22 protein-coding genes are annotated in these 21,407 nt (G+C 70.6%); 16 read left to right on the forward strand and 6 right to left on the reverse strand.

Annotated features, from left to right (window positions below; genetic code table 11):
* Window positions 1-181 precede the first annotated feature (181 nt).
* The 5 genes from ACYQ78_RS07495 to thyX all read left to right on the forward strand — a co-directional run bounded on the left by ACYQ78_RS07495 (window position 182) and on the right by thyX (window position 5,981).
* On the forward strand, window positions 182-2,305 hold the full coding sequence (locus tag ACYQ78_RS07495) for an anthranilate synthase component I (RefSeq protein WP_459799990.1): 2,124 nt from the start codon (window positions 182-184) through the stop codon (window positions 2,303-2,305).
* An 89-nt stretch (window positions 2,306-2,394) separates the two neighbouring features.
* A complete protein-coding gene (locus tag ACYQ78_RS07500) occupies window positions 2,395-3,510 on the forward strand; it encodes an amidohydrolase family protein (RefSeq protein WP_459799991.1) in 1,116 nt (371 codons plus the stop codon).
* 54 nt (window positions 3,511-3,564) lie between these two features.
* Window positions 3,565-4,464 carry an ABC transporter ATP-binding protein gene (locus ACYQ78_RS07505; protein WP_459799992.1) on the forward strand — a complete coding sequence of 300 codons (900 nt, stop codon included), beginning with the start codon at window positions 3,565-3,567 and terminating at the stop codon, window positions 4,462-4,464.
* Window positions 4,461-5,246, forward strand: coding sequence for an ABC transporter permease (locus ACYQ78_RS07510; protein ID WP_459799993.1), 786 nt, complete (start codon window positions 4,461-4,463; stop codon window positions 5,244-5,246). The genes ACYQ78_RS07505 and ACYQ78_RS07510 overlap by 4 nt, the downstream gene beginning before the upstream one ends.
* A 24-nt stretch (window positions 5,247-5,270) precedes the next feature.
* Entirely contained in the window at window positions 5,271-5,981 is a 711-nt protein-coding gene (gene thyX, locus ACYQ78_RS07515) for an FAD-dependent thymidylate synthase (protein ID WP_459799994.1), read from the forward strand.
* 8 nt (window positions 5,982-5,989) lie between these two features.
* On the opposite strand, the gene ACYQ78_RS07520 is transcribed toward thyX, so the two are convergent.
* Both ACYQ78_RS07520 and ACYQ78_RS07525 read right to left on the reverse strand, forming a co-directional pair.
* The gene (locus ACYQ78_RS07520) at window positions 5,990-6,301 is read right to left on the reverse strand and encodes a ubiquitin family protein (protein WP_459799995.1); all 312 of its coding nucleotides are present in this window, start codon (window positions 6,299-6,301) and stop codon (window positions 5,990-5,992) included.
* Window positions 6,302-6,342: 41 nt separating this feature from the next.
* Window positions 6,343-7,458: an FAD-binding oxidoreductase gene (locus tag ACYQ78_RS07525; RefSeq protein ID WP_459799996.1), complete on the reverse strand. Its 1,116-nt coding sequence runs from the start codon at window positions 7,456-7,458 to the stop codon at window positions 6,343-6,345.
* Window positions 7,459-7,814: 356 nt separating this feature from the next.
* Between ACYQ78_RS07525 and ACYQ78_RS07530 the strand changes: the two genes are divergently transcribed.
* A complete protein-coding gene (locus ACYQ78_RS07530; RefSeq protein WP_459799997.1) occupies window positions 7,815-8,501 on the forward strand; it encodes a gamma-glutamyl-gamma-aminobutyrate hydrolase family protein in 687 nt (228 codons plus the stop codon).
* Window positions 8,502-8,545: 44 nt separating this feature from the next.
* On the opposite strand, the gene ACYQ78_RS07535 is transcribed toward ACYQ78_RS07530, so the two are convergent.
* Together ACYQ78_RS07535 and ACYQ78_RS07540 are read right to left on the reverse strand one after the other, a co-directional pair.
* Window positions 8,546-9,343 (reverse strand): TSUP family transporter, encoded by a 798-nt coding sequence (locus ACYQ78_RS07535; protein ID WP_459799998.1) that lies wholly within the window; start codon window positions 9,341-9,343, stop codon window positions 8,546-8,548.
* Window positions 9,344-9,394: 51 nt separating this feature from the next.
* Complete coding sequence (locus tag ACYQ78_RS07540) at window positions 9,395-9,814, reverse strand: MarR family winged helix-turn-helix transcriptional regulator (RefSeq protein ID WP_459799999.1); 420 nt, start codon at window positions 9,812-9,814, stop codon at window positions 9,395-9,397.
* A gap of 76 nt (window positions 9,815-9,890) precedes the next feature.
* Here ACYQ78_RS07540 and ACYQ78_RS07545 point away from each other — a divergent pair, with 76 nt between their 5' ends.
* Together ACYQ78_RS07545 and ACYQ78_RS07550 are read left to right on the forward strand one after the other, a co-directional pair.
* Window positions 9,891-10,514: a maleylpyruvate isomerase family mycothiol-dependent enzyme gene (locus tag ACYQ78_RS07545; RefSeq protein WP_459800000.1), complete on the forward strand. Its 624-nt coding sequence runs from the start codon at window positions 9,891-9,893 to the stop codon at window positions 10,512-10,514.
* 38 nt (window positions 10,515-10,552) lie between these two features.
* Window positions 10,553-11,419 carry an alpha/beta hydrolase gene (locus ACYQ78_RS07550; RefSeq protein WP_459800001.1) on the forward strand — a complete coding sequence of 289 codons (867 nt, stop codon included), beginning with the start codon at window positions 10,553-10,555 and terminating at the stop codon, window positions 11,417-11,419.
* Here ACYQ78_RS07550 and ACYQ78_RS07555 read toward each other — a convergent pair.
* Window positions 11,416-12,597 (reverse strand): acyl-CoA dehydrogenase family protein, encoded by a 1,182-nt coding sequence (locus tag ACYQ78_RS07555; RefSeq protein WP_459800002.1) that lies wholly within the window; start codon window positions 12,595-12,597, stop codon window positions 11,416-11,418. The genes ACYQ78_RS07550 and ACYQ78_RS07555 overlap by 4 nt on opposite strands.
* An 8-nt stretch (window positions 12,598-12,605) precedes the next feature.
* Window positions 12,606-13,205, reverse strand: coding sequence for a class I SAM-dependent methyltransferase (locus tag ACYQ78_RS07560; protein WP_459800003.1), 600 nt, complete (start codon window positions 13,203-13,205; stop codon window positions 12,606-12,608).
* Window positions 13,206-13,321: 116 nt separating this feature from the next.
* On the opposite strand from ACYQ78_RS07560, the gene ACYQ78_RS07565 reads away from it, so the two are divergent.
* From ACYQ78_RS07565 to ACYQ78_RS07600, 8 genes are all read left to right on the forward strand, one after another.
* On the forward strand, window positions 13,322-14,920 hold the full coding sequence (locus tag ACYQ78_RS07565; protein ID WP_459800004.1) for a sensor histidine kinase: 1,599 nt from the start codon (window positions 13,322-13,324) through the stop codon (window positions 14,918-14,920).
* Window positions 14,917-15,603: a response regulator gene (locus tag ACYQ78_RS07570; protein ID WP_459800005.1), complete on the forward strand. Its 687-nt coding sequence runs from the start codon at window positions 14,917-14,919 to the stop codon at window positions 15,601-15,603. Before ACYQ78_RS07565 ends, ACYQ78_RS07570 begins: the two co-directional genes overlap by 4 nt.
* Before the next feature lie 10 nt (window positions 15,604-15,613).
* Complete coding sequence (locus tag ACYQ78_RS07575) at window positions 15,614-16,183, forward strand: CDP-alcohol phosphatidyltransferase family protein (protein WP_459800006.1); 570 nt, start codon at window positions 15,614-15,616, stop codon at window positions 16,181-16,183.
* Window positions 16,184-16,199: 16 nt separating this feature from the next.
* Entirely contained in the window at window positions 16,200-18,704 is a 2,505-nt protein-coding gene (locus tag ACYQ78_RS07580; RefSeq protein WP_459800007.1) for a sugar phosphate nucleotidyltransferase, read from the forward strand.
* Window positions 18,705-18,889: 185 nt separating this feature from the next.
* Window positions 18,890-19,420 (forward strand): FHA domain-containing protein, encoded by a 531-nt coding sequence (locus ACYQ78_RS07585; RefSeq protein WP_459800008.1) that lies wholly within the window; start codon window positions 18,890-18,892, stop codon window positions 19,418-19,420.
* Window positions 19,421-19,422: 2 nt separating this feature from the next.
* Window positions 19,423-20,076: a transcriptional regulator FtsR gene (ftsR, locus tag ACYQ78_RS07590; protein WP_459800009.1), complete on the forward strand. Its 654-nt coding sequence runs from the start codon at window positions 19,423-19,425 to the stop codon at window positions 20,074-20,076.
* An 85-nt stretch (window positions 20,077-20,161) separates the two neighbouring features.
* Window positions 20,162-20,632 carry a bifunctional nuclease family protein gene (locus ACYQ78_RS07595; protein WP_459800010.1) on the forward strand — a complete coding sequence of 157 codons (471 nt, stop codon included), beginning with the start codon at window positions 20,162-20,164 and terminating at the stop codon, window positions 20,630-20,632.
* A gap of 146 nt (window positions 20,633-20,778) precedes the next feature.
* Window positions 20,779-21,399, forward strand: a complete 621-nt coding sequence (locus ACYQ78_RS07600) for a MerR family transcriptional regulator (protein WP_066369875.1) — start codon at window positions 20,779-20,781, stop codon at window positions 21,397-21,399.
* Window positions 21,400-21,407: the final 8 nt, after the last annotated feature.

Genomic DNA, 21,407 nt, shown 5'->3' on the forward strand with positions numbered 1-21,407 from the left:
CCGACATGCGGGGCCGCGCGTGTTATCGTGTGCGACATGCGAATTCCTCAGCAGCAGTGGTGGCGCCGCTAACGGCGGCCCCTAGCTCAGGTTTCTCGCGAATCGAAACAGGCCGCCCCGGGAATGAGGGCGGCCTTCTGTGTTTCCGCCCCCGGGGCCTCAAGTGGATCAAGGGGCGACAGTGGAGACCAGCGGTTACACCACGGCGGGCGGCATCGGGGTCGAGCGCGTGGTGCGCGCCGTGCCCGAGGCGGCTCTGGAGGAGATCGTCGACTCACTCGGCACCCGCCGGGGCGGGGCGTTCTCCTCGGGCATGGACTATCCGGGCAGATACAGCCGATGGGCCTTCGGCTACGCCGACCCCTGCCTCGAACTCGTCGCGAAGGGCCGCCGCATCTCGGCCCGCGCGCTCAACGACCGGGGCGCCGTCGTGCTCCCCGCCGTCGCGGCCTGTCTCCGCGCCGCCGGAGAGGTCGTCGGCACGCCCACCGACACCTTCACCGAGGTCGAGGTCCACCCGTCCGACGAGTGGCTCCCCGAGGAGATGCGCTCCCGGCGGCCGACGGTCTTCACCGCGATCCGCGAGGTCATCGCCGCGTTCAAGGGCAACGACCCGCACCTCGGCCTGTACGGCGCCTTCGGCTACGACCTGGCCTTCCAGTTCGAACCGATCCGGTACGCACTGGAACGCCCCGCCGACCAGCGCGACCTGGTCCTCCACCTGCCCGACCGCCTCGTGGTGATCGACCGGGTGAAGGAGACCGTGCTGGAGTACACCTACGAGTTCTCCTACCAGGACGCCTCCACCAAGGGCCTGCCGCGCTCCGGCGACTCCGCCGAGCTCACCAAGGCGACCGACATCCCGGCCGACCCGGTCAGGGGCACCTACGCCGACGTCGTCGCCAAGGCCAAGGAGAAGTTCAAGCGCGGCGACCTGTTCGAGGTCGTCCCCGGCCAGGTCTTCCACGCGCCCTGCGACGACCCGCCCGCCTTCTACCGTGGCCTGCGCACCAGCAACCCGGCGCCCTACGAGTTCATCATCAGCATCGGTGAGGGCGAGCACCTGGTCGGCGCCTCCCCGGAGATGTACGTCCGCGTCAGCGGCGAGCGCGTCGAGACCTGCCCGATCTCCGGCACGATCGCCCGGGGCGCCAACCCGGTCGAGGACGCCGAGGCGATCCGCACCCTCCTGTCCAGCGTGAAGGAGGAGTCGGAGCTGACGATGTGCACCGACGTCGACCGCAACGACAAGTCGCGCATCTGCGTCCCGGGCTCGGTCAAGGTCATCGGCCGCCGCCAGATCGAGATGTACTCGCGGCTGATCCACACCGTCGACCACATCGAGGGCTACCTGCGCCCCGAGTTCGACGCCCTCGACGCCTTCCTCACCCACATGTGGGCGGTCACCGTCACCGGCGCCCCGAAGACGTGGGCGATGCAGTTCATCGAGGACAACGAGGCCACCACCCGCCGCTGGTACGGCGGCGCGGTCGGCTTCATCGGCTTCGACGGCTCGATGAACACCGGCCTCACCCTGCGCACCGCCCAGATCAAGAACGGCGTGGCGACCGTCCGGGCCGGCGCGACCCTGCTGTTCGACTCCGACCCCGACGCCGAGGAGCGCGAGACCGAGCTCAAGGCCAGCGCGCTGCTCGGGGCGCTCGCCGCAGTGGGGAAGAGCGAGGAGGTTCTCACCGCCGTCGAAAAAGACCTGCCGGGCGAGGGCCACACGGTCCTGCTCGTCGACCACGAGGACTCGTTCGTCAACACGCTGGCCGACTACTTCCGCCAGCAGGGCGCCACGGTCGTCACGCTGCGCCACGGCTTCCCGATCGCGATGATCGAGGAGATCGCGCCGACCCTGGTCGTCCTGTCGCCCGGCCCCGGCTGGCCCACCGACTTCGGCACCGACGCGCTGGTCACCGCGCTGTATGACCGGAACCTGCCCGTCTTCGGCGTCTGCCTCGGGCTCCAGGCCATGGTCGAGCAGGCGGGCGGCCGGCTCGACCTGCTGCCCTACCCCGAGCACGGCAAGCGCGGCCAGGTCAAGCGCGAGGGCGACAGCGCGCTGCTCGACGGCCTGCCCGAGGCGTTCACCGCCGCCCGCTACCACTCGCTGCACGCCAAGCACCCGGGCGTGCAGGGGTTCACGGTCACCGCGGCGACCGCCGACGGCGCCGTGATGGCGATCGAGGACGTCGTCAACCGCCGCTTCGGGGTGCAGTTCCACCCGGAGTCGATCCTCACCACCGAGGGCGGCGCCGGAGCGAAGATCATCTCCAACGTGCTCAAGCTGGCGCGGTAAAGATCGCACCGAACGCCTGACCGCCCGGCGCCACCGGCCCTAAAGTCCTGACCCTGTTACAAGAGGCCGTAACGAGGGGGACGAAGGAAATGACGCCGGTGTTGCCGGGTCCGGTCCGGGCGGCGCTGGCGGCGCCTCTCGTCGACCACCACTGCCAGGGTGTCCGCCGCGACACCCTGGTCAGGGCGCAGTTCGAGACGCTGATCACCCGGGCGGGTCATTCCGCGCCGCCCGGGACGACCCATTTCGACACCCCCGAGGGCGTCGCGATCCGGCGCTGGTGCGCGCCCGTCCTGGGTCTCGACCCGCACGCGCCGGCCGCCGTCTACCTGGCCAGGCGCGCCGAGCTGGGCGCCGCCGAGGTCAACCGCACGCTGCTGCGGGCGGCCGGGGTGGTCGCGTTCCTGGTCGACACCGGCACCGAGGCCGCGCCCGACCTGCTGTCGGTGGCCGAGACGGGACGGCTCGGGGGAGCGGCCTCCGACGAGATCGTCCGGCTGGAGCGGGTAGAGCAGGAGGTCGCGGAAGAGGGGCTCAGCGCGAGCGGCTACCTCGACCGGCTGCGCGGCGAGGTCGCCGCGCGGGCCTCCCGGGCGGTCGGGCTGTCGACCGTGATCGGCTACCGCTGCGGGCTCAACATCGACCCGGTCCGGCCCGCGCGCGGCGCGGTGCTGGCGGCGGCGGGGCGGCGCACGGCCGAACCGAAGGCCGTCCTGACCGACCCGGTGCTGCTGCGGTATCTGCTCTGGACCGGGGTCGACGTGGCGCGCGAGCGGGCGATGCCGCTCCAGATCCCGTGCGGCCACTCGGGGGTCGAGCTGGGGGTGCTGCACCGGTCCGACCCGACCCTGCTGGCGCCGTTCGTCCGGGCGCTCGGGCCTCTCGGGGTGCCGGTGATCCTGCTGCACTGCTCGCCGTACGAGCGTCAGGCCGCCTTCCTGGCCGCGACGTTCCCGCATGTGCACATCGACGTGCGCGACGGGCTGGCCCAGGTGCTCGACCTGGCGCCGTTCCACAAGATCATGTTCGGTTCCGGCGGATGGGGCGTGGCCGAGACCGTCTACCTGGGGGCGCTGCGGCACCGGACCGTCCTGGCCCGTGAGCTGGCCGCGCGGGTCGAGGCGGGCGACTGGTCGGCGGGTGACGCGGAACGGGTCGCAGGGATGATCGGGTCGGGGAACGCTCGTCGGATCTACCGACTCTAAATCGTCTTCAGGTAGGAGGAATGGATCGATCTTGGCGTAAAGACTTGAAACGCCATGACTGCCATAGAGATCCGGAACCTCAGCAAATCGTTCGGCGCCGTCCGCGCCGTCGACGACGTCTCCTTCACGGTGGAGGCCGGAACCGTCACGGGCTACCTCGGTCCGAACGGCGCCGGTAAGACCACCACTCTTCGCTCCCTGCTCGGCCTGGTCACCCCCGACTCGGGGGAGGCCCTGGTCAACGGCCGGCGGTACGCGTCGCTCTCCCATCCCCTGAACGAGGTCGGTGCGGTTCTGGAGGCCACCAGCTTCCACCCGGGCCGCACCGCCCGCGACCACCTGCGCATCCTCTGCACGGCGGCCGGGCTCCCGGCCACCCGTCCCGACGAGGCGCTCGACCAGGTCGGGCTCGCCGACGCCGCCGCCAAGCGCGTCGGCGGCTTCTCGCTCGGCATGCGCCAGCGCCTCGCCCTCGCGGGCGCGCTGCTCGGCCAGCCGAAGATCTTCATCCTGGACGAACCCGCCAACGGCCTCGACCCGGCGGGCATCCAGTGGCTGCGCGGCTTCCTGCGGCACCTGGCCCGCGACACCGGCGCGGCCGTGCTGGTCTCCAGCCACGTGCTGGCCGAGGTCGAGCAGACCGTCGACAACGTCGTGATCATCGCCAAGGGCCGCATGGTCCGCCAGGGCACCCTCGCCGAGCTCACCGGAAACGGCAACGGCGGCGGCGCGGTCCGCGTGAAGACCAAGGACGACTTCGCCCCCGCCCTGCGCGCCGCCGGAGCCGAGGTCGAGGAGACCGAACCGGGCGTGCTCCGCGTCAAGGGCCTGGACGCCGAGGAGATCGGCCGCCTGGCCCTCGACCAGCGGGTGCTCCTCACCGAGGTCATCCACGAGCGCTCCGACCTGCAGAGCGTCTTCCTCGAACTGACCGGCGAGGAGGTCAAGCCGTGACGAACCTGATCCGCGCCGAACTCCAGAAGCTGTTCACCACCCGCCTGTGGTGGGCGATGGCCCTGGTCATGTTCGCCTTCACCGCGTTCGGCCTGGCGTTCCTGATCGCCTCGGCCGGGTCGGCCCCCGCCAACGGCGCGCCCGGCCTGCCCGCGCTCGACGACCCGGCGTGGCTGCCGCTCGCCCTCAGCTTCGCCTCCGGGGCCAACATCTTCACGATGATCCTGGGCATCGTGCTGATGACGAGCGAATACCGCTACCAGACGATCACCGGCACCTTCCTGACCACTCCCAAGCGGGGCCGCGTCATCGCCGCCAAGCTCGGCGCCGGAGTGATCATCGGGGTGTTCTTCGCGGTCATCTCGCTGCTGTTCACCGCCGTCGTGTCCATCACCGCGGTGCTGATCGGCGGCGGCGAGATCGACCTGACCTCCGGCCGCATCCCGCAGCTCACCATCGGGGTGTTCGCCACCCTGGTCCTGTACGCCCTGTTCGGCATCGGCCTCGGCGCGCTCGTGCGCAACCAGGTCGCCGCGCTGATCGGCGGCATCGTGTGGGCCTACGTCATCGAGTCGATCCTGGCCGCCTTCCCGGCGCTCCAGCCGGTCGGCAAGTGGCTGCCCGGCGGCGCGTCCCAGGCGTTGCTGAGCATCGACATCGACACCGGGCTGGGGCAGTCGAACCTGCTGCCCGCCTGGGGCGGCGCGCTCGTGCTGGTCGGCTACGCCGTGGTGTTCGCCGTGGTCGCCAACCTCACGACCACGCGGAGAGACATCACCTGAGAACCATGGCTAGGCTTCTGGCCCATGGTGAAGTTGCAAAGTGACGTATCCGTTGAACTGGTCAAACACAGCGCGTCCGACTCGGACGTGCTGTGGGCGGCCCGGGTCTCGACGGCCGGTGAACAGTCTCTGGAGGAGATCCACAAGGACCCCGAACGGTCCAAGGGCCTGATCAACTTCCTGATGCGCGACCGGCACGGTTCCCCGTTCGAGCACAACTCGATGACCTTCTTCATCAGTGCGCCGATCTTCGTGTTCCGCGAGTTCCACCGCCACCGCGTCTGGTCGTACAACGAGGAGAGCGGCCGTTACCGGGAGCTCCAGCCGGTCTTCTACGTGCCCGGTCCCGACCGCCAGCTCGTGCAGCAGGGCCGTCCCGGGAAGTACGAGTTCGTCGACGGCACCCCCGAGCAGCACGCCCTCGTCTCCGAGACGATGGAGGAGTCCTACCGGGCGTCCTACGCGGCGTACCAGAAGATGCTCGAGGCCGGAGTCGCCCGTGAGGTCGCGCGGGCGGTCCTGCCCGTGGGCCTGTTCTCCTCGATGTACGCCACGTGCAACGCCCGCGCGCTGATGCACTTCCTGTCGCTGCGCACCAAAGACGACCGGGCCGCCGTGCCGTCGTTCCCGCAGCGCGAGATCGAGATGGTCGGCGAGAAGATGGAGGCGTTGTGGGCGGGCCTCATGCCGCTCACCCACGCCGCCTTCAACGCCAACGGCCGCGTCTCGCCCTGAACCCGGCGCTAGTTGAGCGCGGGCAACACGTAGACCTCGGCGCCCGGGGGGAGCTCACAGTCGAGCCCGCCCAGGCGCCGGGCGTTCTCTCCGCACACGAAGATGCCGATGTGCCGCCGCAGCGCGCCGTATTCGTCGCGCAGCCGCCCCTCCAGATCGGGATGGGTGCGGCGGAGCGTGTCGAGCGCCCCGCCGAGCGTCGGGGTCTCCGACGCTCCGGGGGCGACGGCGAACACCTTGACCTCGGTGTCGTCACCGATCCAGTGGCGCAGGGTACTGGGCAGCACGAAGGTCACCAGCGTGACCGGCCGGGCGTTCATCCGCTTATCGTGCCAGGGCGCGGCCCTGTCGGGGGCATGCTTCAGGGTTCACCCTGAATCGCGTCCCGGTGGATGCTCGCCAGCGGCACCCCGCTGTCGAGCAGCCGCCGCACGGTCGCGTTCACCATCGTCGACGGACCGCACACATACACTTCGTGGCCCGTCCACGAACTGATCCTCGGCACCACCTCGTCGAGGTCACCTCTCATTCCCGTGTACGAATCCTGTTGCGACACCACCGGCAGCACGCTCAGCCACGGGAAGCCCGACTCCATTCGGCGCAGGTCGGGCAGGTCGTAGAGCTCGGCCGCCCGGCGGGCGCCCACGATCATCGAGATGTTGGGCCGCCGCCCCGAGGCGATGACCTGCTCGACGATGGCCTTCAGCGGGGCCAGGCCGGTGCCGCCGGCCACGCAGAGGATGTCGCGCTCGCCCTCGGGCGGCGCCATGGTGCCGACCGGCGGCCCGAGGAGGACCTGGTCGCCGATCTTGGTGTGCTGCGCGAGCGCGGTGCTCACCCAGCCGCCGGGCAGGGTGCGCACGTGCAGCGTGATCGTGTTGTCGGCCCGCGGCGCGTTGGCGATGGAGAAGGTCCGCCAGACGCGGGGCCAGCGGGCGACCTGCACGTTGACGTACTGACCAGGCGTGAAGTCCATGCGCTGGCCGGGCCGCAGCGTGACGACGGTGATGTCGGGCGCGCGGCGGTCGTGGTCGACCACCTCGGCCAGCCACCAGGCGGGGTTCACGCCCGCGTCGGCGTCGGCGGCGCCGATCATGAGATCGGCCGCTGCGGTGTAGGCGGCCACCCACGCCGCCTCGATCTCCGCGTTCCAGATTTCGGCCGCGAAGCGTTTGATGGTCGCCAGCAACGCGTTGCCGACGGCGGTGTAGTGCTCGGCCATCACACCGTACTTACGGTGGTCACGACCGAGTTGTCCCAGATACCCCCCCAGGCTGTCCGGGCTGTCCAGCATCCAGACGATCCGGGTCAGCGAGCCGAAAAGACGGTCTCGCGTGATGTCCATCGCCGGGGGGAACATGCCCCGGAGATGCGGACTCTGCGCGAACAGGCGGCCGTAGAAGTACGCGGCTGCTCGCTCCGCGACAGGCTCGACGACGGAGAAACTCTCTTTGACGAGGCGCGGATTCAACGACATGTATTGGTCCCACCCTTGTGACCGGAATAGGTTCTTCCGGTCTGCCGATCCACCTCCCTGACGGTTCCGGGTGAATGAGCGTGGCGGCCCCCCGGCACATCCGTTCGCTCATTTGGGAGTCTTCCACTCGGAGATGGACGTCACAACTGATTCACCTCAAAGGAGACTGTTGGTAACGGCGACGTGATCCTCCGTAGGCGCCGGGAGCGACATTTTCGGACAAGGAACGCGAACGCGATTCGCATTGCCGGGAGGGGGGTCGGTGAATCTGCTGAAGAAGCGTGGGATACGTGACAAAACCGAAATCATGTGCGCCATGATGGGCATGCCGTCGCGCGCAACCTACTGGAGACTCCATGGCTCGTCCGATCATTGGCATCACCAGCTACCTTGAGGCCGCCCGCTGGGGTGCGTGGGTGCGGGAGGCCGTGGTCTCGCCGCAGGGCTACTCGCGGGCCGTGGAGAAGGCCGGCGGCGTGCCCGTCCTGTTGCCGCCGCTGCTCGCGGCCAATGTCGACGACCATCTGCGCGGCCTCGACGGTGTCCTGCTGGCCGGCGGCATCGAGCTCGACCCGGCGTTGTACGGCGAACCCCGCGAGTCGCGGGTCGACGAGCCCCAGGCCCACCGCGACCGTTTCGAGATCGCCCTGGCCAAGGCCGCCGTCGCGGCGGGCAAGCCCGTTTTGGCCGTCTCGCGTGGCATGCACGTGCTGAACGTGGCTTTGGGTGGTTCGCTGATTCCGTGGCTGCCCGACGTGGTGGCGCACGACCGCCACTCGGGTGCGCGGCACACCGTGATCGTCAGTGTGTCCAGCAAGATCGGCAAGGCCGTCGGCGACCGCATCGAGGTGAACGCGCCGCACCACCAGGCGGTGAAGAAGCTCGGCCAGGGCCTCCTGGCGGTGGCGTGGGGCGACGACCAGATCGTGGAGGGCATCGAGCTCCAGGGCCACCGGTTCTGCGTGGGCGTGCAGTGGCACCCGGAACGCGGCGCCGACAACCGCCTGATGGAGTCCCTGATCGAGGCCGCCCAGCCCTTCTGACGACGACCCGGCCGGATGCGCCCGGATCCGACCGGGAGTAAGCCCTACCCGGGGACCTGGATCAGCTGGCTGACGGCGGTGGCGGTGGCGGTCGTGCCGAGGAGGAGCGTCAGCGCGCGTTCCCCGGCGCGCCGGGCCACGGTGGCGCCGAGGAGGGCCCCCGCGATCCCGCCCACCCCGGTCGCGATCCCGATGTGCCAGACGGGCGCGGCCGGTGGCGTGCCGATGTGGAACAGGTCGAACAGGCTGTAGGCGACCAGCCCGCAGACCGACGTCGACAGCGTCGAGGTCAGCGCGAGCGGCGCGGCGGCCTGCACGGTCCGGCGCGCCACCGCGACGAGCACCGGCGCCAGCAGGGAACCCCCGCCGATCCCGATCGCCCCGCCGACCGCCCCGGTCACCAGCGCGAGCACGACCAGCGGCACGACCGGCACGACCGACAGAGGTTGCGGCTCGGGCTCCGCCTCCCGCGCCTTCCGGAAGGACCGCACGAGAAGCTGGACCCCCAGCGGCGCGAGCACCGCGATCACCAGGATGCGGAACCTGGCCGGATCGGCGAACAGCGTCACCCGTCCGTACGCTCCGAGCACCGCCGCGGGCACGCAGGCCGCACCGACGACGACCAGCTCGGCCGACCTGGCCCGCACGCCGGGCGCGCGCAGCAGGGCCAGCGGCGTCGACAGGGTGTTGAAGACGAGGTTGGTCGCGCTGACGGCCGGACCGGTGACGCCGAGCAGGCTCCCCTGCAACGGCAGCAGGAACACCGCGCCGGAGACGCCGACCGGGGTGCCGAGCGCCGCGACCACGAAGCCGGCCAGCAGCCCCAGCAGCACTTCCGTCATGTTCCGGGCTTCCCGGTCGAGTGATATTTCCTTCTATCCTAGTAGGAAATATCACTGATAGGGGTCGGTGATCTCGCGGAGGCGTTCCAGGGCCCGGCGCAGTTCGGTGGCGCCGGGCTCGCCCAGGTGGGCGACCCATTCGGCCTCGACCTCCGCCTCGACCTTCCTGGCGACGGCGACCCCGGCCCAGCCTCGTTCCGACAGCCGGACCAGCCGCGCCCGCGCGTCGGCCGGGTCGGGCACCCGCTCGACGTAGCCGAGCCGCTCCAGCTGGTTGACCAGGAACGTCGCGCTCTGCTTGGTGACCCCGGCCTGCTCGGCGAGGTCGCCGACCCGGGTTCCCTCGGGGCCCACCCGGGCCAGCATCCGCCCCTGGGCGATCGTGAACGCGTACCCCGCCGCCTCGACGGCCGCCATGACGCGGGCCTCCATGGCCCGGTAGGGGAAATAACAGAGCAGCCCGAGGTTCATCCGCGCACCCGTTGACAATAGACAGAGAATCGAACCATATTGGTTCGAGGCTCGAACTATACCAAAGGGGGTCCTCATGGACGCGGAGGCCGTATGGCACGCCATCGACGAGGAGCGCCGCGGGCTGGCCCTCCTCCTCGACGAACTCACCGAGGAGGAGTGGGAGACCCCGTCGCTCTGCGCGGGCTGGCGGGTGCGCGAGGTCGCCGCCCACCTCACCCTGGCCCACACCCGGCCGGTCAGGGCCGTATGGGACCTGCTGAAGGCCGGGGGGAGCTTCGACCGCATGATCCACGACACGGCCGTCCGGGCGGCGCGGCGGCCCGTCGAGACCTACGCCGAGGACATCCGCGCGATGATCGGCTCCCGCCGCAAGGCCCCCGGGATCACCCACCTCGAACCCCTGATCGACGCCCTGGTCCACGGCCAGGACATGGCCGTCCCCCTCGGCCGGGAGCGCCCGATGCCGGTGGAGCCCGCGATGGCGGCGGCCGACCGCGTCTGGACGATGGGCTTCCCGTTCCACGCCCGCAGGACCTTCGCCGGTCTGGAACTGGCCGCGACCGACTGTGACTGGCGGGTCGGCTCCGGCCGCCGCATCGAGGGGCCGATCGCCGGCCTGCTCCTGCTGATCACCGGCCGGGGCACGGTGCACCCCGGCCTGCGGGGGCTGCGACTCTCGGTCGGCGACGGTGTCTGACGGGCGATTCATCGGATGTCTCGTCTAATGTGCGGTACATGACACTGCACGACCGCGCCCGCGCGTACCTGGACCTATTCCCTCCGGCCGTCGACTACGTCCCGCCGACCCTCGCCGAGATCCAGGAGAGCCGTCCGATCGACGGCGACGCCGAGGGCCGGAGCCCGCGCATCCCGCTCCACGAGGTCCTCGACACCGAGATCGCCGGGGTGCCGGTCCGGGTCTTCCGCCCGGCGCCCGGCGACCTGCCGGTCGTCGTCTACATCCACGGCGGCGGCTTCGTCTTCGGCAGTGCCGACGTCGACGACCCGATGTGCCGTGACCTGGCCGTCCAGACCGGCGCGCTGGTGATCTCGGTCGACTACCGGCTCGCGCCCGAGCACCCGTTCCCGGCCGCCGTCGACGACTGCTGGGCCGTGCTGGAGCGGGTGCTGGCCGACCACGAGCGGGTCGCGGTCATGGGCGAGAGCGCGGGCGCCAACCTCGCCACCGTCTGCGCCGCCCTCGCGCGCGACGCGGGCCTGCCCCTCACGCACCAGATGCTCATCTATCCGTGTACGGAGATGCGTACCGACACCCGGGGTTTCGAGGAGGAGGGCCACCACAACCTGGAGACCGCCCGCGTGGCCTGGATGTTCGACCAGTACGCCGACGCCGCCGACCGCGCCGACCCGCGCTTCGCCCCCGCCCTGCTCAAGGACAAGTCGCGGATGGCCCCGGCCACGGTCATCACCGCCGAGCACGACCCGCTGACCGCCGAGTGCGAGCGCTACGCCGCCGACCTCGACGCCGAATACCGCTGCTTCGACGGCTCGCTGCACGGCTTCTTCGGCCTGCCGGGCTTCTTCCCCGAGGCGGCCGAGGCCAGGAAGCTCGCCGCCGACCGCCTCAGGGCGTCGTTCTAGAACGACCGGGGCAGCCCCAGCACCTGCGTCGCCATGTAGTTGAGCAGGAGTTCCTCGGTCACCGGCGCCACCAGCCCGATGCGGGCGTCGGCCAGCAGCCGGGCCACCGGATACTCCAGCGAGTAGGCCATCCCGCCGTGCGTCTGGAACGCCGCGTCGGCCGCCTCCCAGAACGCCTGGGAGGCGGTCAGCTTCGCGATGTTCGCCTCGGTCCCGCACGGCTCGCCCCGGTCGAACAGCCAGGCCGCCTTGTAGAGCATGAGCCGGGCCAGTTCGATCTTCGCCTTCACCCGTGCCAGCGGGAACGCGATGCCCTGGTTCGAGCCGATGGCCCGCCCGAACACCTCACGCTGCTTCGCGTAGTCGACCCCGACCCTCAGCGCGACCTCCGCGCCGCCGAGCGCGGAGGCGCCGAGCAGGATGCGTTCGGGGTTGAGGATGTCCCACAGCACGACGGCCCCGGCGTTCACCTGACCGACGACGTTCGCGGCGGGTACCCGCAGGTCGTCGAAGAAGACCATGTTCGAGGGCGTCGTGTTCGCGCCCATCTTGGGGATCGGCCGGTAGGTCAGCGTCCCCGCCGCCACCGCCTCGGGCACGTTGACCAGCAGCACGGTCATCCCGCTGGTGCGGGGCCTGGCCTCCTCGGCCGGGATCGTGCGGGTGACCAGCAGCATCCACGTGGCCCGCTGCACCCCGGTGATCCAGATCTTCTGCCCGTTCACCACGAACTCCGACCCGTCGAGCCGGGCCGAGGTGGTGATGGCCAGCGAGTTGGACCCCGCGTCGGGCTCGGTCAGCGCGAAACACGTCTCGATCTCCCCGGCCGCCAGCCGGGGCAGCAGATCGGCCCTCTGTGCCGGGGAGCCGTGCCGGGCGATCGTCAGAGCCCCGAATCCGGGCGTCAGGACATAGGTGAACGCCGACCCTCCGGCCGACCCCGACGCCGACAGCGTCTCGGTCGCCACCGCGAGTTCGAGCAGCCCCTGCCCGCCGCCACCGAACTCCTCGGGAACGGCGAGGCCGAGCCAGCCACCCTTGGCCAGCTCGGCCCAGACCTCTTCAGGCCACTTCTTCTCGGCCTCGCACCGCTCCCAGTAGGACATGTCGTAGTGGGAGCAGATCTCCCCGATGCCGTCCTGTACGGCCCGCGCGCTCTCCGGCAGCCTGAAATCCATGCCGCATTCTAGAACGTGTTCTTCCGGGGCCGGCGGGCGTGGTAGACGAACGCCGGAGGCAGGTTCGGCCACACGGTCCGCCCCATCACGACCTCCTCGAACGAGCTGAACAGCGTCCGCCGGATCCGCAGCGCCGGGGGCAGCAGCATCGCGTGGACGTAGGCGAACATCGTGAACGCGCCGCCCGGGTTCAGCGAGCCGAGGATCGCCTTCATCAGGCTGTCCTGCAGTTTCGGCGAGAACGCGGCCCACGGCAGGCCGCTGATGATCACGTCGGCCTGGGCCACCCCCCGGTCGGACAGCAGCGTCGGCAGCCCGCACGCGTCGTCGACGACGACCTCGACCCCCGGGTGGCGGTCGGACAGATGGGCCGCCAGCTTCGGGTTGAGCTCGACCGCCAGGTGCCGTCCCCGGCCGCCCAGCCGGCGCTGGATCTCGGCGGTGAAGGGACCTGTTCCAGGACCCAGCTCGACCACCACGGGGTCGCCCTGCTCCGGGATCGGCACGCACACCTGCTCGGCGAGCCGCCGGGAACTGGGGGCGATGGCGCCGACGGAGGCGGGGGAGCGCAGGAACTGCCCGAAGAAGAGGGCTGATTCGTTGGCCATACCTGGAACCTAGGCGGCCGAGGGGGGTGAGCGTGCCGTCCTACCGGCCGAGTGACCGGCCACTTGGCGGAGGCGAGACGGGATCCGCTGCCCATTTGGGCCGCTACCGTGCATTCATGTCATACCTCCGGTGGCGCGTCACCTGGTGGCCGGACCTCGTCCTGGCCGCCTCCGGTGCCGCGCTGTCGGTGCTCGCGAGCGAGTCGTGGACGGGCGCGCCGACCCCGCACGGCTACCAGGTGATGCTGATCGCGGTCTGCACCGGCCTGCCGCTGGCGTTCCTGCGCCACCGGCCGATCGCGGTCGCGTTCGCGCTCGCCGGGCTGCTCCTCGTGTTCGACAACGTGGGGTCGGGGCTGGTCGACGGCGTGCAGATCCTGCTGCCGATAGTGGTCGGCGTGGTCGCCCGCCGGCGCACCCTGGCCTGGACGGCCGTCGCCGCCGTCGCCGCGTGCCTGGCCACCGCGGTCAACCTGGCCGATCCGGGCGTCGCCTTCACCAGGAACTACTGGTACTACGTCGTCGGCATCGTGCTGCTGCCGGTCCTCATCGGGCGCTATCTCCAGGGCGCGGCCGACCGCCGCGACCGGGGCGAGGAGGCCGCGCCGCTGCTCGACGTGCTGTTCGCCGCCGGGGGAGTCGCCTACGCCGTCCTCGGCACCTGGTCCTACTGGGACGGCCACGACCTGCGGGTCGGCGGCGTCGGCCTGCTGGCGGTGCTGTCGGGGCTGGCGCTGGGGGCGATCCGGTGGCTGCCCGGGGCGGTGCTGCTGTTCGAGAGCGCGCTCGTGCTGGTGGCCGACAACCTGGTGCCGCCGGTCGCCGACAGCCTCCGGGTCGTGCTGTTCGTGGCGCTGGCCGTGTTCGCCAGCCAGGCCACCTGGCGCTGGCTGGGCGCCGGATACCTGCTGACCTGCGGGGTCACCCTGGCCACCGTGATCGACTCCCGGAGCGACGTCACCGGGCTGACCTACGGGGTCGTCGCGACCATGGTGGTGGCTCCGGCCGCGATCGGGGCCTATGTGGGCGCACGGCGTACAGCCGCGAGAAGAGAAGAGGAGCTGCGGGCCGAACGGGCCCGCAGCGACCGGCTGGCCGAACGCGAGCGGATCGCCCGCGAGGTCCACGACATCGTCGCCCACCACGTGGGCGCGATGGTGCTGCGGGCGGGCGCGGCCCAGTACGCCGGGGCGGGCGGACCGGCCGCCGAGGCGCTGGCCGACATCCGCGACACCGGCCACCAGGTCCTCGACGACCTGCGCGGCCTGCTGGCGGTGCTGCGCGACCCCGGGCCCGGCGGGATCTCCGGCGCGACCCTGCCGGTGGCCGACCCCGACGAGGTCATGCGCGACGCCGCCGCCCGGGTGACCGCCGCCGGGATCGAGGTGGTCCTGGAGATCGCCCCCGAGACCGCCCGCGCCGCGCTGGTGGCCCGCGCGTCGGCGGCCCGGATCGTCCAAGAGGGACTGACCAACGTGCTCAAGCACGCGGGAGAGGGAAGCCGGGCGACGGTGAGCGTCACGGCCGATGAGAAGGAGCTCGTCGTAGAGATCCGCAACACCCCGGGTACGGCTCCGATGGAGCTGCCGTCGTCGGGGCACGGTGTGGCCGGCATGCGCGAACGCGCGCGCGCCCTCGGCGGACGGCTGACCGCCGGTCCGCTGCCCGACGGCGGCTGGCGCCTGGTGGCCACCTTCGGGGTGGTGGCCCGATGATCCGCGTCGTGGTCGCCGACGACCAGGCGCTGGTCCGGGCCGGGGTGCGCATGATGCTGGAGGCCGCCGGAGACGTGGCGGTCTGCGGCGAGGCCGCCGACGGCGTCGACGCGGTGCGGGTCGTGGAACGCGAACGGCCCGACGTCGTCCTGATGGACCTGCGGATGCCGCGCGTCGACGGCCTGGAGGCCACCCGCCGCATCCTGGCCGCCCACCCGTCGGCCCGCGTGGTCGTGCTGACCACCTTCGCCGAGGACGAGAACGTGTACGCCGCGCTGCGGGCCGGCGCGATGGGCTTCCTGGTCAAGGACGACCCGCCCGACCGCATGGTCGACGCCGTCCGCCGTGCCGCCCACGGCGAGCAGCTCCTGGCCCCCTCGGTGCTGCGCCGCGTGGTCGCCCGCGCCCTAGCCGCCGAAGACCAGCGCGCGCCCGAGCGTCCCTCGTTCCTGACCGACCGCGAGACGCAGGTGCTCACCCTGGTCGGCACCGGCCTGTCGAACCAGGAGATCGCCGCCCGGCTGCACGTCGGCGTGACCACGGTGAAGACCCACGTCGCGGCGCTCATGGAGAAGCTGCGGCTGCGCAACCGCACCCAGGTCGCCGTGGTCGCCCACCGCCTCGGCCTGGTCGGCCCCGACTTCCGCCCGGCGGACGGCTTCGCGCAACCGCCGCGCATGTAGGGTCGGGGTCGTGACTACCGGCGAAGACCGGATCTGGACGATCCCCAACCTGCTGAGCTTCCTGCGTCTGCTCGGCGTCCCGGTCTTCCTGTGGCTGATCCTCGGCCCGAAGGCCGACGGCTGGGCCATCGCCCTGCTGATGGTGGCGGGCTTCTCCGACTGGCTCGACGGCAAGCTCGCCCGCGCCTGGAACCAGACGAGCAAGCTCGGCCGCCTCATCGACCCGGCGGCCGACCGCCTCTACATCCTGGCCACCCTCGCGGGCCTGGTGCTGCGCGACATCATCCCGTGGTGGCTGGCCGCGCTGGTCATCGGCCGCGACGTCCTGCTGCTGTTCACCGTGCCGTTCCTGCGCCGCATGGGCTACGGCTACGCCCTGCCCGTCCACTTCCTGGGCAAGGCCGCCACCGCCAACCTCATGTACGCCTTCCCGCTGCTCTTCCTGGCCGCCCACCAAGGGTGGTATGCGGAGATCTCGGCGATTTTCGGGTGGGCGTTCGTCATCTGGGGTACGGGTCTGTACTGGTGGGCAGGGGTGCTTTACGTGGTGCAGGTGCGGCAGCTCGCACGCGTTTCCTGAAGAGGGTGATCATCCCGTGAAGGCCGTGGTGATGGCGGGCGGGGAAGGAACCAGGCTGCGGCCGATGACCGCCAACCAGCCCAAACCCCTCCTCCCCGTGATCAACCGGCCGATCATGGAACACGTGCTCCGGCTGCTCAAGCGCCACGGCTACACCGAGACCGTCGTGACCGTCCAGTTCCTGGCCGCGCTGATCCGCAACTACTTCGGCGACGGCGACGAGCTCGGCATGACCCTCCACTACGCCACCGAGGAGAGCCCCCTCGGCACCGCGGGGAGCGTCAAGAACGCCGCCGACCGGCTGCGGGAAGACCGCTTCCTGGTCATCTCGGGCGACGCCCTCACCGACATCGACCTGACCGACATGCTCCGGTTCCACCGCGAGCACCGGGCGCTGGTCACCATCGGCCTCAAGCGGGTGCCCAACCCGCTGGAGTTCGGCATCATCATCGTCGACGACCACGGCCGCATCCAGCGCTTCCTCGAGAAGCCCACCTGGGGCCAGGTCTTCTCCGACACCGTCAACACCGGCATCTACATCATGGAACCGGCCGTCCTCGACGAGGTGCCGGCGGGCCGGTCGGTCGACTGGTCGTCCGATGTGTTCCCCAAGCTGCTGGAGCGCGGCGAGCGGCTGTTCGGCTACGTCGCCGACGGCTACTGGGAGGACGTCGGCACCCACGAGAGCTATCTGAAGGCCCAGGCCGACGTGCTGGAGGGCCGCGTCAAGATCGACTTCGACGCGTTCGAGCTCTCGCCCGGCGTGTGGGCCGCCGAGGGCGCCTCCGTCGACCCCGAGGCGGTGCTCAAGGGCCCCCTGTTCATCGGCGACTACGCCAAGGTCGAGGCTGGCGCCGAACTGCGCGAGTACACCGTGCTCGGCAGCAACGCCGTCGTCAAAGAGGGGGCGTTCCTGCACCGCGCGGTCGTCCACGACAACGTCTACGTCGGCCCGGCGGCCAACCTGCGCGGCTGCGTGGTCGGCAAGAACACCGACGTCATGGCGGCGGCCCGCATCGAGGAGAACGCCGTCGTCGGCGACGAGTGCGTCATCGAGGCCGAGGCCTACGTCTCCAGCGGCGTCAAGATCTACCCCTTCAAGACCGTCGAGGCCGGCGCCGTCGTCAACACCAGCGTCATCTGGGAGTCCCGGGGCCAGCGCAGCCTGTTCGGCCCGAGGGGCGTCAGCGGCCTGGTCAACGTCGAGATCACCCCCGAGTTGTGTGTACGCCTGGCCAGCGCCTACGCCACGACCCTCAGCAAGGGCGACACCGTCGTCACCAGCCGCGACGGCTCCCGGGCCGCCCGCGCCCTCAAGCGCGCCGTCATCAGCGCCCTCAACGCCAGCGCCATCAACGTGGTCGACCTCGAGGCCGCCGCCATGCCGGTGGCCCGCTTCCACACCTCCCGCGAGACCGTGAAGGGCGGCATCGCCCTGCGCACGACGGCGGGCGACCCCCAGAGCGTCGACATCGTCTTCATGGACGAAACGGGTGCCGACCTCTCCCAGGCCGCGCAGCGCAAATTGGAACGCGTCTTCTCCCGCCAGGAATACCGCCGCGCCTTCCCCGGCGAGATCGCCGAACTGTCCTTCCCGGCCCGCGCCCTCGACACCTACTCGCGCGACCTGGTCCGCTGCGTCGACATGACCGGCGTGAAGGACGCCGAGATGAAGGTCGTCGTCGACTGCGCCGGCGGCACCGCCTCGCTGGTGCTGCCCAGCCTGCTCGGCCGCGTCGGTGTGGGGGTTCTCACAGTGAACAACCGGCTCGACGACGCCTCACCCACCGAGACCTTCGCCGAACGCCGCCGTGACCTGCAACGGCTCGCCGAGCTCGTGGCCTCCTCGCGGGCCGCCTTCGGAGTCCGTTTCGATCCGGTGGGGGAGCGGGTCTCCCTCGTCGACGAGAAGGGCCAGCTCATCAGTGAGGAGCGGGCCCTTCTGGTAGTGCTCGACCTGGTCGCCGCCGAACGCCGGGGCGGCCGCGTCGCCCTGCCGGTGACCACGACCCGCGTCGCCGAGATGGTCTGCCGCTTCCACGGCGTCCACGTCGACTGGACGGCCACCAGCACCGACGCCCTCACCACCGCCTCGCGCCACCCGGAAATGGTGTTCGCCTGCGACGGCCGGGGCGGCTTCATCGTGCCCGAGTTCGGCCCCACGGTCGACGGCCTGGCCGTCTTCCTGCGGCTGCTCGGCCTGGTCGCCCGCACCCGCCTGTCGCTCAGCCAGATCGACGCCCGCATCCCCGAGACCAAGCTCCTGCGCCGCACCGTCCCCACCCCGTGGGCCCACAAGGGCGCGGTCATGCGCTCGGTCGTCGAGGCCGCCGAGGGCGACCGCATCGACACCACCGACGGCGTGCGCGTCGTCGGTGAAGACGGTAGCTGGGCGCTGGTGCTGCCCGACCCGTCGGAAGCCGTCACCCACCTGTGGGCCGAGGGTCACGACATGGACACCGCGCAGTCGCTTCTCGAACGATGGGCCGACGTGGTCGAGCGGGCCGCCGGTTCGGCATGAAACGATAGCCTGACCCGAAACGGTGATCACATGTGGTTGGTGTGGCGCCATGGACCGTGGCCGGTGCCTGACGATAGCGTTGGGTGGCCATTGTCCGGCGCGTCTGCCTTGACCTATGTGCCTGATCAGCGTAAGTTTCGGCATTCGCAAGTTTGAGCTAGTCGTGAGAGAGGCCGAGCCGTTCGATGCCCAGCGTCTACTGCACGCAGTGCGGTCACCCCAACCCCGAGGATGCCCGTTTCTGTTCGCGATGCGGTTCGCCGCTGAGCCCACCGGCACACACCCAGGCTCCTCCCAACCCCTATTCGACGGGTCAGGGCTTCGTCCCCGACAACACCTCGACGATCTCCCTTGAGGCCATCGAGGAGGCGACCGGCCAAGGCCTGCTTCCGGACCGTTCCGCGATCGAGCAGCTGCCGCCCGGCACCGCCCTCCTCGTCGTGATGCGCGGCCCCAACGCCGGCAGCCGGTTCCTGCTCGACAGCGACCTCACGACGGCCGGCCGGCACCCCGAGAGCGACATCTTCCTCGACGACGTCACCGTGTCGCGGCGGCACGCCGAGTTCTACCGGCGCGGCGGCCAGTTCACCGCCCGTGACGTCGGCAGCCTCAACGGCACCTACGTGAACCGGGAGCGCATCGAGGAGTTCCCCCTCGCGGGGGGGGACGAGGTGCAGATCGGGAAGTTCCGGCTGGTGTTCCTGACCCGGGGCTGATCATGGGCGCCGAGGCGGCCAGGGCCTTCATGAGCATCGGGGAGGTGCTCGCCCAGCTTCAGGGCGAGTTCCCCGACGTCACGATCTCCAAGATCCGGTTTCTGGAGGGCGAAGGGCTCATCGAGCCCGAGCGCAGCCCCTCCGGCTACCGCAAGTTCACCCCGGGCGACGTGGAGCGGCTGCGGTTCATCCTGACCGCCCAGCGCGATCGTTACCTGCCGCTGCGCGTGATCAAGACCCAGCTCGACGAGTCGTCGCGCCCACGGGGGGTCGACAGCGAGCCGGTGGCCGTGCGGCTCAGCAGGGAAGAGCTGCTGGCCGCGGCCGAGATCGACGAGGAGACGCTGGCCGAGCTCGAAGACTACGGCCTGATCACCTCGACGGCCCGGTTCTACGACGAGGCGTCCCTCGAGATCGCCCGCAGCGTGGGCGCGCTGGCCTCCTTCGGCCTGCACGCCCGGCACCTGCGCACGGTCAAGGCCGCCGCCGAACGCGAGGCGGGCCTGGTCGAGCAGGCCGTCGCACCTTTGCTGCGCCGCCGGGCCCCGGGGGCCATCGACCATGCCGGGGAATCGGCACGGGAGATCACCGGGTTGTTATTACGTATCCACGCCGCGCTGCTGGAAGGGGCCGTCCGCGGCTCACTCGGCCGTTGACGCGGGTCCGGCGCGTGGGTGTTACGTTGAATGCCTGGTGAGTTGAATACCTGGTGAAATGCCGCATCCCGGAGAGTGAGCGCCTGTGTTGCAGATGGAGTTCGTGGGGGTCCGGGTGGAGATGCCCTCGAACCAGCCGATCGTCCTTCTCAAGGAGGCGAACGGCGACCGCTACCTGCCGATATGGATTGGGATGACCGAGGCGACGGCGATCGCGCTCGCCCAGGCGGACGAGCCACCGCCCCGACCGCTGACCCATGATCTTTTCCGCAACGTGCTGGGCGCGCTCAAGGTCTCACTCGAACGCGTCAACATCGTCGCGTTGCGTGACGGCATCTTCTACGCCGACCTGGTGTTCTCCAACGGCGTAGAGGTAAGCGCACGTCCTTCCGACTCCATCGCCCTGGCCCTCCGGACCGACGCGTTGATCTTCGCCAGCGAAGACGTGATGCGGGAGAACGGCGTCAGCATGGCCGATGACCAGGAGGACGAGGTCGAGAAGTTCCGGGAGTTCCTGGACAACATCAGCCCCGAGGATTTCGGCCGTGCGGGTTGAGTTGAGGGGTTATCTCACCTTCACGACGCGCCGGGGGCGGTCGTTGACTGTGCCTTTCCCCAGTCCTACGGTGCAAGTGAATCCACGGTTGTAGTTCGCGTACCCCCAGATCAGACCGTGGGATGAGAGAAAGCCGGAGGTCCGCAGTGGCGGTCAGCAGCGGCGAGGGTAACAAAGCCGACCAGCACGACGCGGTTCAGCGTGAGTCGGCGCGGGAGCGCGCCGGTGAGCAGGGCCTGCTGTTCGACGAGCGGCCCGCGGCGGTGCGTGACGACATCGGCTACCGCGGTCCCACGGCGTGTTCCGCCGCCGGGATCACCTACCGCCAGCTCGACTACTGGGCGCGCACCGACCTGGTGCAGCCGACGATCCGGCCCGCCCAGGGCTCCGGATCCCAGCGGCTCTACAGCTTCCGCGACATCCTGGTGCTCAAGGTCGTCAAACGGCTCCTCGACACCGGGGTCTCCCTCCAGCAGATCCGCACCGCCGTCCAGCACCTGCGCGACCGCGGGGTCAACGACCTCGCCCAGATCACCCTCATGAGCGACGGCGTGAGCGTCTACGAGTGCACCTCCGCCGACGAGGTCATCGACCTCCTCCAAGGAGGGCAGGGGGTCTTCGGCATCGCCCTCGGCCGGGTCTGGCGCGAGGTCGAGGGATCACTCGCGGAGCTGCCGGGGGAACTCGCGGTCGGCCCCGACAGTGACGAGGCCGACCACCCCTCCGATGAACTGGCCCAGCGGCGGAGGGCTCGGAAGACCGGTTGAGACCCCAG

It is taken from the genome of Herbidospora sp. RD11066, assembly GCF_054661255.1.

What these genes read in the sequence shown, in the direction of transcription:
- ACYQ78_RS07585 (WP_459800008.1), top strand. Translation starts at nt 18,890, where the DNA reads ATGCCCAGCGTCTACTGCACGCAGTGCGGTCACCCCAACCCCGAGGAT.
- ACYQ78_RS07545 (WP_459800000.1), top strand. Translation starts at nt 9,891, where the DNA reads ATGGACGCGGAGGCCGTATGGCACGCCATCGACGAGGAGCGCCGCGGG.
- ACYQ78_RS07520 (WP_459799995.1), bottom strand. Translation starts at nt 6,301, where the DNA reads ATGAACGCCCGGCCGGTCACGCTGGTGACCTTCGTGCTGCCCAGTACC.
- thyX (WP_459799994.1), top strand. Translation starts at nt 5,271, where the DNA reads ATGGTGAAGTTGCAAAGTGACGTATCCGTTGAACTGGTCAAACACAGC.
- ACYQ78_RS07555 (WP_459800002.1), bottom strand. Translation starts at nt 12,597, where the DNA reads ATGGATTTCAGGCTGCCGGAGAGCGCGCGGGCCGTACAGGACGGCATC.
- ACYQ78_RS07560 (WP_459800003.1), bottom strand. Translation starts at nt 13,205, where the DNA reads ATGGCCAACGAATCAGCCCTCTTCTTCGGGCAGTTCCTGCGCTCCCCC.
- ACYQ78_RS07500 (WP_459799991.1), top strand. Translation starts at nt 2,395, where the DNA reads ATGACGCCGGTGTTGCCGGGTCCGGTCCGGGCGGCGCTGGCGGCGCCT.
- ACYQ78_RS07550 (WP_459800001.1), top strand. Translation starts at nt 10,553, where the DNA reads ATGACACTGCACGACCGCGCCCGCGCGTACCTGGACCTATTCCCTCCG.
- ACYQ78_RS07535 (WP_459799998.1), bottom strand. Translation starts at nt 9,343, where the DNA reads ATGACGGAAGTGCTGCTGGGGCTGCTGGCCGGCTTCGTGGTCGCGGCG.
- ACYQ78_RS07540 (WP_459799999.1), bottom strand. Translation starts at nt 9,814, where the DNA reads ATGAACCTCGGGCTGCTCTGTTATTTCCCCTACCGGGCCATGGAGGCC.
- ACYQ78_RS07525 (WP_459799996.1), bottom strand. Translation starts at nt 7,458, where the DNA reads ATGTCGTTGAATCCGCGCCTCGTCAAAGAGAGTTTCTCCGTCGTCGAG.
- ACYQ78_RS07530 (WP_459799997.1), top strand. Translation starts at nt 7,815, where the DNA reads ATGGCTCGTCCGATCATTGGCATCACCAGCTACCTTGAGGCCGCCCGC.
- ACYQ78_RS07565 (WP_459800004.1), top strand. Translation starts at nt 13,322, where the DNA reads ATGTCATACCTCCGGTGGCGCGTCACCTGGTGGCCGGACCTCGTCCTG.
- ACYQ78_RS07570 (WP_459800005.1), top strand. Translation starts at nt 14,917, where the DNA reads ATGATCCGCGTCGTGGTCGCCGACGACCAGGCGCTGGTCCGGGCCGGG.
- ftsR (WP_459800009.1), top strand. Translation starts at nt 19,423, where the DNA reads ATGGGCGCCGAGGCGGCCAGGGCCTTCATGAGCATCGGGGAGGTGCTC.
- ACYQ78_RS07505 (WP_459799992.1), top strand. Translation starts at nt 3,565, where the DNA reads ATGACTGCCATAGAGATCCGGAACCTCAGCAAATCGTTCGGCGCCGTC.